The 10,743-nt window shown below is 68.8% G+C and carries 9 protein-coding genes; 8 read left to right on the forward strand and 1 reads right to left on the reverse strand.

The annotated features are described in order from the left end of the window. Positions 1-7: 7 nt before the first annotated feature. The gene (locus tag VFH10_RS11620) at positions 8-1,396 is read right to left on the reverse strand and encodes an aspartate aminotransferase family protein (protein ID WP_325128649.1); all 1,389 of its coding nucleotides are present in this window, start codon (positions 1,394-1,396) and stop codon (positions 8-10) included. A 129-nt stretch (positions 1,397-1,525) separates the two neighbouring features. On the opposite strand from VFH10_RS11620, the gene VFH10_RS11625 reads away from it, so the two are divergent. From VFH10_RS11625 to VFH10_RS11660, 8 genes are all read left to right on the forward strand, one after another. Further along, positions 1,526-3,178 carry an amidohydrolase gene (locus VFH10_RS11625; protein ID WP_325128651.1) on the forward strand — a complete coding sequence of 551 codons (1,653 nt, stop codon included), beginning with the start codon at positions 1,526-1,528 and terminating at the stop codon, positions 3,176-3,178. A 131-nt stretch (positions 3,179-3,309) separates the two neighbouring features. Then, positions 3,310-4,743 carry a gamma-aminobutyraldehyde dehydrogenase gene (locus VFH10_RS11630; protein ID WP_325128654.1) on the forward strand — a complete coding sequence of 478 codons (1,434 nt, stop codon included), beginning with the start codon at positions 3,310-3,312 and terminating at the stop codon, positions 4,741-4,743. Next, positions 4,740-5,957, forward strand: coding sequence for a saccharopine dehydrogenase family protein (locus tag VFH10_RS11635; protein WP_325128656.1), 1,218 nt, complete (start codon positions 4,740-4,742; stop codon positions 5,955-5,957). Before VFH10_RS11630 ends, VFH10_RS11635 begins: the two co-directional genes overlap by 4 nt. A 31-nt stretch (positions 5,958-5,988) precedes the next feature. Beyond that, positions 5,989-6,198 (forward strand): hypothetical protein, encoded by a 210-nt coding sequence (locus VFH10_RS11640; RefSeq protein ID WP_325128658.1) that lies wholly within the window; start codon positions 5,989-5,991, stop codon positions 6,196-6,198. A gap of 72 nt (positions 6,199-6,270) precedes the next feature. Then, a complete protein-coding gene (locus tag VFH10_RS11645) occupies positions 6,271-7,431 on the forward strand; it encodes a glycosyltransferase (protein WP_325128660.1) in 1,161 nt (386 codons plus the stop codon). A gap of 123 nt (positions 7,432-7,554) precedes the next feature. Then, positions 7,555-8,142, forward strand: coding sequence for a GNAT family N-acetyltransferase (locus tag VFH10_RS11650; protein WP_325128662.1), 588 nt, complete (start codon positions 7,555-7,557; stop codon positions 8,140-8,142). A gap of 587 nt (positions 8,143-8,729) precedes the next feature. Further along, positions 8,730-9,851 (forward strand): DUF7453 family protein, encoded by a 1,122-nt coding sequence (locus VFH10_RS11655; RefSeq protein WP_325128669.1) that lies wholly within the window; start codon positions 8,730-8,732, stop codon positions 9,849-9,851. A 382-nt stretch (positions 9,852-10,233) separates the two neighbouring features. Then, complete coding sequence (locus VFH10_RS11660; RefSeq protein WP_325128664.1) at positions 10,234-10,710, forward strand: hypothetical protein; 477 nt, start codon at positions 10,234-10,236, stop codon at positions 10,708-10,710. The last annotated feature ends 33 nt before the right edge of the window (positions 10,711-10,743 follow it).

Below are 10,743 nucleotides of genomic sequence, written 5' to 3' on the forward strand. Positions count from 1 at the left end.
GTTCCGCTCAGAGCAGCGACCCGGCCTCCGTCAGCACCGAGCGCAGGATCTGCTCCATCTCGTCGAAGTGCTCCTGGTCGCAGATCAGCGGCGGGGAGAGCTGCACCACGGGGTCGCCGCGGTCGTCGGCCCGGCAGTACAGGCCCGCGGTGTAGAGCGCCTTCGAGAGGAAGCCGAACAGGAGCTTCTCCGACTCGGCGTGGTCGAAGGTCTCCTTGGTGGCCTTGTCCTTGACCAGCTCGATGCCGTAGAAGTACCCGTCGCCGCGCACGTCGCCGACGATCGGCAGGTCGAGGAGCTTCTCGAGCGTGGACCGGAACGCGCTCTCGTTGGCCCGCACGTGCTTCAGCACACCCTCGTTCTCGAACGCGTCGAGGTTCGCCAGCGCCACCGCCGCGGAGACCGGATGGCCGCCGAAGGTGTAACCGTGGGCGAACATCTCGTTGCCGCGCAGGAACGGCTCCATCAGCCGGTCGGTGGCGATCATGGCGCCCGCCGGGGCGTAGCCGGAGGTGAGCCCCTTGGCGCAGGTGATCATGTCGGGGGCGTAGCCGTAGCGCTCCGCGCCGAACATGTGGCCGAGCCGGCCGAACGCACAGATCACCTCGTCGCTGACCATCAGCACGTCGTACTCGTCGCAGATCTCCCGGACCCGCTGGAAGTAGCCGGGCGGGGGCGGGAAGCAGCCGCCGGCGTTCTGCACCGGCTCCAGGAACACAGCCGCGACGGTGTCGGGACCCTCGTTCTCGATCGCCACCGCGATCTGGTCGGCGGCCCACCGCCCGAACGCCTCCAGGTCACCGTCGTTGCCGCCCTGGAACTGGTCGGGCGACCGGTAGAAGTTCGTGTTGGGCACCCGGAACGTCGAGGGCACCAGCGGCTCGAACATCTGCTTCAGCGGCGGCAGGCCGGTGATCGACAGTGCGCCCTGGGTGGTGCCGTGGTAGGCGATCGCGCGGGAGATGACCTTGTGCTTCAGGGGCTTGCCGGTGAGCTTGAAGTAGTTCTTGGCCAGCTTCCAGGCGGTCTCCACCGCCTCGCCGCCACCACTGGTGAAGAACACCCGGTTGAGGTCGCCGGGTGCGAGCGTCGCGATCCTCTCGGAGAGCTCGATCGCCTTCGGGTGCGCGTAGGACCAGAGCGGGAAGAACGCGAGTTCCTTCGCCTGCTTCGCGGCGGCCTCGGCGAGGTCGGTGCGTCCGTGCCCGAGCTGGTTGACGAAGAGTCCGGCCAGACCGTCGAGGTAGCGCTTGCCCTTCGCGTCGTAGATGTAGGCACCCTCGCCCCGGACGATCACCGGCACGTCGGCGTCGGCGTAGCTCGAGTGGCGGGTGAAGTGCATCCACAGGTGGTCATGCGCGGCGCGCTGGAGGTCGCCGTAGGTCTCGTCGTCCATGCGGCCCATCTTGCTCTCCGGCCGAACGGGAAAGCAAGTGAATCAGTGGAGACAGGGCCGCTGGATCGGCTATGTCGTGTGAAAGAGTGGGCGACGGCTGCGGATTCCGTGGCCGGAAGGGGAGTGCTGATGGACGGTCGGGTGCTGCTGCTCCGCAACGGTGGCGTCTTCGACGGTCACGCGTATCGCAGGGGCGCGGCGGTCGTGGTCGCGGACGGCCGCGTGCGCGCCGTCGTCGCGGAGGCCGAGGCCGCTTCGTACGTCGCCTCCGGCGAGCGCGTCGAGGAGGTCGACCTCGCCGGCGGGCTGGTGCTGCCCGGCTTCCAGGACGCGCACGTGCACCCGGTGCAGGGCGGGGTCGAGCGGATGCGCTGCGACCTCAGCGAGCTGTCCACGCGCGCGGAGTACCTGGACGCGATCGGGGCCTACGCCGCGGCACACCCGGAACGGCCCTGGGTGGTCGGCAGCGGCTGGACGCTGTCGGAGTTCGGCACCGAGGGGCCGACCGCCGACGAGCTGACGGCCGTCGTACCCGACCGGCCGGCGATGCTGCTCAACCGCGACCACCACGGCGCGTGGGTCAACCAGCGGGCGCTCGAGCTGGCGGGGGTGCATGCCGGGACCCCCGATCCCGCCGACGGGCGGGTGCAGCGGGACGCGGCCGGTGCGCCGACCGGGATGCTGCACGAGGGCGCGATGGTGCTCGTGTCCCGGCAGGTGCCGGAGACGTCGGACGACGAGTACCACCAGGGCCTCCTGACGGCGCAGGCGTACCTGCACTCCTTCGGCATCACCGCCTGGCAGGACGCGATCCTCGGCGAGTACGCCGGGGGCGCGGACGCCACCCCGGCGTACCTGCGCGCCGTCGACTCCGGCGAGCTCACCGCGCGAGTGCGTGGAGCGCTGTGGTGGCAGCGGGACCGCGGCGCCGAGCAGATCCCGGAGCTGGTCGAGCGCCGAGCGGCGAGCACGCGCGGTCGGCTGGTCGCCGGCTCGGTGAAGGTGATGCAGGACGGCATCGCCGAGAACTTCACGGCCGGTCTGACCGCGCCGTACCTCGACGGCTGTGGTCACGACACGGAGAACCTCGGCCTGTCGTTCGTGGACCCGGCTGCGCTGTGCCGACACGTCACCGCCCTGGACGCCGAGGGCTTCCAGGTGCACGTCCACGCGATCGGCGACCGTGCCGTGCGGGAGGCGCTCGACGCGTTCGAGGCGGCGCGGGACGCCAACGGGCCGTCGGCGAACCGGCACCACATCGCGCACCTCCAGGTGGTGCACCCCGACGACGTGCCACGGTTCGCCGCGCTCGGCGTGAGCGCCAACATGCAGGCCCTGTGGGCGCAGCTCGACGAGCAGATGGTCGAGATGACGATCCCGTTCCTGGGGGAGGAGCGGACCAGGTGGCAGTACCCGTTCGGCGGCCTGCGCCGGTCAGGGGCACACCTGGCCGCGGGCAGCGACTGGCCGGTGACGACCCCCGACCCGCTGCAGGCCATCCACGTCGCGGTCAACCGGTCGGCGTACGGCGAGGAGGGCCGGGCCGGGTCCGAGCCGTTCCTCCCGGAGCAGGCACTGACCCTGACCGAGGCGTTCGCGGCGTACACGAGTGGCTCCGCGTACACCAACCACCTCGACGGCACCGGCCGACTCGAGCCGGGCGCCCTCGCGGACCTTGCGGTGCTCGACCGGGACCCGTTCCCGGGGGACCCTGGGGAGGTCGGGGCGGCCCGGGTGGTGCGCACGTACGTGGGCGGCGTCGAGGTGTTCAGCGCGTCCTGAGTGTCGAGACCGAGTGGTCGATCGACGTGTGGGTGAAGAATTCGTTGCTGGCACGGGTCGCGCCCTACCGAATCAGTTGCCGCCTGGCTAGGCTCGCCCTGACCGGGACCACGACCGAGATGGGATGGGGCATGGCTGACAAGGCTTTCCGCAACGTGATCAACGGCGAGCTCGTCGACGCGGCATCGGGGGAGACCTACGACGTCATCGACCCGACCACCGGCGAGGTCTACGCGACCGCGCCGATGTCGGCTGCCGAGGACGTTGACCGCGCGTACGCCGCGGCGGACAACGCGTTCGAGGCGTGGGGGAACGCGACCCCGAAGGACCGGTCCAACGCCTTGCTGAAGATCGCCGACGCGATCGACTCGCGGGTCGACGAGATCAACGCGGTCGAGTGCAAGGACACCGGCAAGCCGCTCGGTCTGACGATGTCGGAGGAGATGCCCTACGCCTCCGACCACTTCCGCTTCTTCGCCGGCGCGGCCCGTCTCCTCGAGGGCAAGTCCGCCGGGGAGTACATGGAGGACCACACGTCGTTCGTCAGGCGCGAGCCGATCGGCGTCGTCGGGCAGGTGACCCCGTGGAACTACCCGCTGATGATGATGATCTGGAAGATCGCCCCGGCGCTGGCCGCCGGCAACACGGTGGTCCTCAAGCCCTCGGACACCACGCCCGCCTCCTCCACGCTGCTGGCCGAGCTGGCGGCGGAGTTCCTGCCCCCGGGCGTGCTCAACGTGGTCTGCGGTGACCGGGACACCGGCCGGAAGCTGGTGGAGCACAAGACCCCGCAGATGGTCTCGATCACCGGCTCCGTGCGGGCCGGCATGGAGGTGGCCGGCTCCGCCGCGGCCGACCTGAAGCGCGTGCACCTCGAGCTCGGCGGCAAGGCGCCGGTCATCGTGTTCGACGACGCGGACGTCGAGTCGGCGGCGACGTCGATCGCCGAGGCCGGCTACTTCAACGCGGGTCAGGACTGCACGGCGGCGACCCGCGTGCTCGCGGGACCCGGCGTACACGGTGACTTCGTGGCGGCCCTCACCGAGGCCGCCAAGGGCACGAGGACGGGGATGCCCGACGACGAGGACGTGCTGTACGGGCCGCTGAACAACCCCAACCAGCTCGACCGGGTCAGCGGGATGGTCGACCGGCTGCCGGACCACGCGAACCTCGAGATCGGCGGCAAGCGTCAGGGCGACAAGGGCTTCTTCTACGAGCCGACCGTGCTGTCCGGCCTCAAGCAGGACGATGAGCAGATCCAGAACGAGATCTTCGGGCCGGTCATCACCGTGCAGAAGTTCAGCGACGAGGCCGAGGCACTGCGGTGGGCGAACGGGGTCGAGTACGGCCTCGCATCGAGCGTATGGACCAAGGACCACGGCCGTGCGATGCGGATGGCGAAGAGGCTGGACTTCGGGGTGGTGTGGATCAACACGCACATCCCGTTCATCTCGGAGATGCCGCACGGCGGGTTCAAGCACAGCGGTTACGGCAAGGACCTGTCCATGTACAGCCTCGAGGACTACACGAGGGTCAAGCACGTGATGTCCTACATCGGCGGATGAGGATCCTCCTCGTCGGCGCCGGTGGCGTCGGCGCGGCCTTCGCCGCGATCGCGGCGCGGCGGGACTTCTTCGAGCAGATCGTGGTCGCCGACTACGACGTATCGCGGGCCGAGCGTGCCGCCGCGACCGACCCCCGGTTCGTCGCCGCGCAGGTGGACGCGTCGTCGGCGGAGTCGGTAGAGGCGCTCGTGCGTGAGCACTCCGCGACGCACGTGATGAACGCGGTGGACCCGCGGTTCGTGATGCCGATCTTCGACGGTGCCTTCGCGGCCGGGGTGGACTACCTCGACATGGCCATGAGCCTGTCGCGCCCGCACGCCGACGCGCCGTACTCGAAGGTCGGGGTAAAGCTCGGCGACGAGCAGTTCGACAAGGCGGGGGAGTGGGAGTCCGCGGGGCGCCTGGCGCTGTGCGGCATCGGCGTGGAGCCGGGCCTGTCCGACGTGTTCGCGCGGTACGCCGCCGATCACCTCTTCAGCGACATCGACGAGCTCGGGGTGCGTGACGGCGCCAACCTCGCGGTGGAGGGTTATGAGTTCGCGCCGTCCTTCTCGATCTGGACCACGATCGAAGAGTGCCTCAACCCGCCTGTCGTCTGGGAGAAGGGCCGCGACTGGTTCACCACGCCGCCGTTCAGCGAGCCGGAGGTCTTCGACTTCCCCGAGGGGATCGGTCCGGTCGAGTGCGTGAACGTGGAGCACGAGGAGGTGCTCCTGATGCCGCGGTGGGTGGACGCGAAGCGGGTGACGTTCAAGTACGGCCTCGGCGACGAGTTCATCGACGTGCTCAAGACGCTGCACAAGCTCGGGCTCGACCGCACCGACAAGGTGCGGGTCGGTGGCGTGGAGGTCTCGCCGCGCGACGTGGTGGCCGCCTGCCTGCCGGACCCGGCGACGCTCGGCGACAAGATGAGGGGCAAGACGTGCGCCGGGCTGTGGGTGACCGGCACCGGCAAGGACGGCTCGCCACGGTCGACGTACCTCTATCACTTGGTGGACAACGAGTGGTCGATGAAGGAGTACGGCCACCAGTGCGTGGTCTGGCAGACCGCGGTGAACCCCGTGGTCGCCCTGGAACTTATGGCCGACGGCACCTGGTCGGGCACCGGCGTGCTGGGACCGGAGGCGTTCGACGCGCAGCCGTTCCTCGACCTGCTCACGGCCTACGGCTCGCCGTGGGGCATCAAGGAGCTCGAGGTCGCCGCGGCGTCCTAAGGTCGTGGCGGGTCGAGCGAGAGGAGCGATCGTGTTCTACATCGTCATCTTCGCCGTGCTGGCCGTCGTGCTCGTGGCGGCTGTGCTGCTTCAGCGCTCACGACAGGCCACGTCCGGCGACGAGTCCCATCGGCACTCCGGGACCGACTCCGCCTCGCGGACCTCGTCCGGGAGCGCCGAGCGCAAGGAACGCAAGCGACGGCGGGCGCAGTCGCGGAAGGACCGGCGCAAGCGCAACTGACCTCGCGCGCGCGTCGAAGGCGCCGCTCGCCCCACAGGTCGGACCTCTGAGCGCTGCTAGCGTGATGCCGCGATGCGCGTGCTCTTCAGCTACATCGGCGGTCTCGGACACTTCTACCCCCTGGTGCCCATCGCTCGCGCCGTGGTCCGGGCGGGGCACGAGGTCGCGGTCGCGGGGTCGGGCCGGCTCACCACGCAGGTCGAAGCGCTCGGTTTCCAGGCTCTCGCGACGAGCCCGCCGCGGCCCGCCGATGAGCCGCCCCCGATGCGCGACGTCGCACCCTTGCCTCCGGCCGACGCGCGTGCCGCGGAACTGGAGTTCGCCCAGAACTTCGCCGACAAGGGTGCCCGCCGACACGCGACACGGATCCTCGAGCACTGCCGCGACTGGCAACCCGACGTGGTCGTCCGCGACGAGGCGGACTTCGGATCGGCCATCGCGGCCGAGGTGTGTGGTCTGCCGGTCGCGCAGGTTCTGGTGCTGGCGGCAGGAACCCTCATCCGGCCCGACCTGGTGACGCCTCGGCTCGACGCGGTCCGAGCCGAGCACGGGCTCCCTCCTGATCCGGGACTTCGCATGCTGACTCGTGGCCTGGTGCTTTCTCCCTTCCCGCCGTCCTTCCGCAGTCCTGCATCACCCGTGCCTCTTCCCGCTGACGTTTGCGCGTACAGGGCCGGTCCCCACGTCGAGATGACGGCTCGACCCGGTCGCCGGCCACGGATCTACCTCACGCTCGGGACCGTCTTCAGCACGGAGTCCGGCGATCTGTTCGAGCGGCTTCTCGCGGGCGTTGCGGGGCTGGATGCCGACGTCCTGGTCACGGTCGGCCACCACATCGCACCGACGGACTTCGGTCCGCAACCCGACCACGTGCGCATCGAGCGATTCGTTCCGCAAGACGAGGTCCTGGGCCGCGCCGACCTGGTCGTCTCCCACGGCGGATCCGGCGCCCTGCTGGGTGCGCTCACCCACGGTCTCCCGTCGGTCCTTCTCCCGCTGGGTGCGGACCAACCGCACAACGCGCGTAGGGCGGTCGAGCTCGGATTGGCGCGCACACTCGATGCGGCGACCGCCACCTCGGAGAGCATCCGCGAGACGATCCAGACGGCCCTGGCGGACGAAGAGATGGCAGATCGCGCCCGCGCCATGGCCGACGAGTGCGCGGGACTCCCAGACGTCGAGGCGACGGTGGCTCTGCTCGAGGCGTTGTCCCTGAGGGATGAGGCGGACTGACAGGACGTGCCGATCGGCGGCGGCGCGCCACGCAGGCGCTATGCCGGACATGCCGATGAGCGGGCGTGAAGCGGGCTCGGCTACCGGACGCCGAGCGTCCGCAATCCCGGTTAGGTTGCCAGCATGTCCGACTTCACGATCAAGGCACTCACGTCGGAGACGTTCGGCGACTTCGCCGCTCTCGTCGAGCGGAACGGGGGCATGTTCGCCGGATGCTGGTGCACCAAGTTCCATCCCGACTGCGCGGAGAAGGACCAGAGCCGCGAGGCGCGGCGGGCGCTCAAGCAACGTCTGGTGGCCGACGGGATCGCGCACGCGGCGCTGGTCTACGACGACGACCGGGCCGTCGCCTGGGCGGAGTACGGGTCACCCGAAGAACTGCCGGACATTCAGCACCGCAAGGAGTACCTGGCCACGGCTGAGCGACTGCCCGACTACCGGGTCACCTGCATCCTGGTCGAGCGCGGGCATCGCGGTCAGGGCCTGGCCGCAATCGCCCTGCGTGGAGCCGTCGAGCTGATCGCACAGGCCGGTGGCGGCGTGGTCGAGGGCTACCCGCACGACACCGGCGGGATTCGCAAGAAGAACTCGTCGTTCCTCTACAACGGCACGCGCACGATGTACGAGCGCGAGGGCTTCACCTACGACCGGCCCAAGGGACAGGGCAACTGCGTGATGGTGCGCAGGGTGGCTCCCAGCGCAGGTGCCTGAAACGCAGTCTCATGCCGCGATCCGTGCGCTCCAGGTCCCGTCTTTCCGCCGCGACAGCTCGCTCAGCTGGTCGCCTCGCATTGTGCGACGGGTGAAAATGGCCGGCGCCGGCGACCGCCCGCGAGGCCCTGCATGACGTGAGAGCCCTCCGAACCCGAGCCGACGTCGCTGTGGCCGCGGCCGTTACAGCGCCCGAGCCGTGCGGCGGAGCTCGATCGCCTAGTTGCCCAGCTGGGGTTGATCGTCAGCCCGGCCCGGTACTACGACCATCGCCCACCTGTGCGGTGCCGGAGCCGGCGGCTAGCGTCAGGCGGATACGGGGGTCGGTTGCGCCGGCCAGCCGATGCAGTGGCCAGGTCAAGGCGAGACGGCTCAATCGGGTCTGCCTGCCTGGGCGCCGCTGGGCCGCGTGGAGCCTCAGGGCTCCCACGTCGCGGCCCACGCGAGGGATCAACATGTCGCAACCCACAGCTGCGCCCAGGTATGGGGCCAAGTCCCAGCGATGGCCTCTTCGACGACTCATCCTGATCGATTATCCGGGCGGGAAGCGCGCCCGCAGAACATTCGCCACTTTGGTTGCCTTGGCGATGGTGGCGATGTTGTCGGTTTTCGCGGCTCCCGCTCATGCGGCGGGTGCCTACGTGTTCACGAAGGTGGCCAGCACCGCCGACGGCTTCAATCCGCAAACTCTCAGGATCAGCTGTCCCTCGATCAACACCCGAGGAGACATCGCGTTCAAGTCGGAACGCGGGGCTGCCGATGGCATCTATCGAGCGAACGCGGCGGGGGGCTTGACGCCCATCGTCGAGGTGGCGCTGGGAAGTGGCGCCCTGCTCGCCAACGGTAACCCGTCGATGAACGACTCCGGTCAGGTCTCGTTCGGAGCGATACTGTCCGCCGGCGGACCGTCAATGATCCTGCGAGGCGACGGCACCACCTTGACGACGATCGCCACAACTAGCACGCAGGGGTTCGCTTCCTTCGGCAACAACACGTCGATCAACGACACCGGTGAGGTGGCGTTCGACGGTCGACTCGGCTCCGGTGCGAGGGGTCTCTTCTCAGGAACTGACGGTGCGACTACCACCACCCACTACCTGAGCACGCAGGATGCATCCGTGGACGGCAGCGCGGCTCGCTTCAACGCCACTGAGGATCGCCCCTCGATCAACAACCTCGGTGACATCGCCTTCTTGGATGAGATCCAGGGAACGTTCCGCCAGGACATCTTCAGGGGTCAGGAGCAAAGCTTCACGACGATTTCGGCAGCCAACCCACCGTCGGCTGCTACGCCCCCGCTGCTCAACAACGGCGGAACCGTGGTCTGGCAGACGACTTTCGTCGAGGCGACCGGATTCGAAGGGAGGAGGATCGTGACGGGCAACGGCGGCCCCGCCACGAGCGTTGTCGACTCATCGGGAGCGTTCAACATCTTCGACAGCTACGCCCTCAACAACACCGGGGCGGTCGCGTTCAGCGCCACCCTGGACGCAGATACCCTCGGATTCCCTGCCATCTTTGTCGGCCCCAACCCCAAGAAGAACCGGGTGATCCGACCTGGTGACAAGCTAGATGGCGGCACCGTTGGAAGCCTCAGATTCTGCGAAGAGGGACTCAACGACTCCGGCCAGCTGGCGTTCATCGCCGAGATCGAAGACAAGAACGGCGACGTCCGGGTAGCAGTTTTCCGGGCCACGCCCGCACGCTAAGAAGGCCACGTTCACAGAGGTTGCGATTGGGGGTCTTCGGACCCCCATTCGCCACCCGATGGGTCGACCGTGACCTCGGCACCACTCGGTCATGACTCGCAGTCGTGTGCCCGACCACTGTGACCTCACGACCCACAAACACGTCACCAGCGACTGCTGCCGCGGCGGTTAGCCCTGCTCGAGCCGCGCCACGCCCCAGCTCACTCCAACGCCATGGCGAGAAGTAGCACGCACACATCCACTCCATGCCCGGCGGTTCAGGCGTTCGCCGACCCGCGTCATTTCCGCGTCGGGGACGCGGACTTTCACTCTGATGCCGATGTCAGGGTCTTGCAATCGCTGCAACTGGCTGTCCGAGCATGACGTGCCCCAAGATCGTGCCGTGACTGAGAGGCATGGGCCGACGGACCCCGGGGAACCTCGTCGCCCGCGAGGTCCCGTGCGACGGTGGCTCCGCGCCCGGCCTGCCGACGTCATCGACCTCTTCGTCTATGTCGTCGTCCTGAATCTCGCGATCGAGTACGTCCCATCGGTGATTAGCGAAAGTTTCACCCTCTCGCTGCTCACGGCAGGTCTTCTAAAGATCGCTCTGGAACTGGTCCTCCTCCTCAAGGCCCGCATCATCACCACGCTCCGCGCATCGCGCACGCGCGCCGCCAAGGCCTCAGCTGCCGTGGCGTTGTGGGCGGTCGCGGCTGGCAGCAAGCTCGTCGTCCTCAAGCTGGTCGACGTCGTCTTCGGCGACGCCGTGAGCCTGGGTGGCTTCGTACCCGTGACGTTGCTCGTCATCGCTCTCCTCGCCTCCCGGGCGGCCGTTCGGCGGCTCCTGTATGACACACCGGCAGCCGGCCAGACCTGACGCGGCGAGACTCCGAGCATGCCGCCGATAGTG

It is taken from the genome of Nocardioides sp. (genome assembly GCF_035697785.1).
GTDB lineage: Bacteria > Actinomycetota > Actinomycetes > Propionibacteriales > Nocardioidaceae > Nocardioides_B.

Coding starts and splice junctions, on each gene's coding strand:
- VFH10_RS11620 (WP_325128649.1), bottom strand. CDS start 1,396: ATGGACGACGAGACCTACGGCGACCTCCAGCGCGCCGCGCATGACCAC.
- VFH10_RS11625 (WP_325128651.1), top strand. CDS start 1,526: ATGGACGGTCGGGTGCTGCTGCTCCGCAACGGTGGCGTCTTCGACGGT.
- VFH10_RS11630 (WP_325128654.1), top strand. CDS start 3,310: ATGGCTGACAAGGCTTTCCGCAACGTGATCAACGGCGAGCTCGTCGAC.
- VFH10_RS11635 (WP_325128656.1), top strand. CDS start 4,740: ATGAGGATCCTCCTCGTCGGCGCCGGTGGCGTCGGCGCGGCCTTCGCC.
- VFH10_RS11645 (WP_325128660.1), top strand. CDS start 6,271: ATGCGCGTGCTCTTCAGCTACATCGGCGGTCTCGGACACTTCTACCCC.
- VFH10_RS11650 (WP_325128662.1), top strand. CDS start 7,555: ATGTCCGACTTCACGATCAAGGCACTCACGTCGGAGACGTTCGGCGAC.
- VFH10_RS11655 (WP_325128669.1), top strand. CDS start 8,730: ATGGTGGCGATGTTGTCGGTTTTCGCGGCTCCCGCTCATGCGGCGGGT.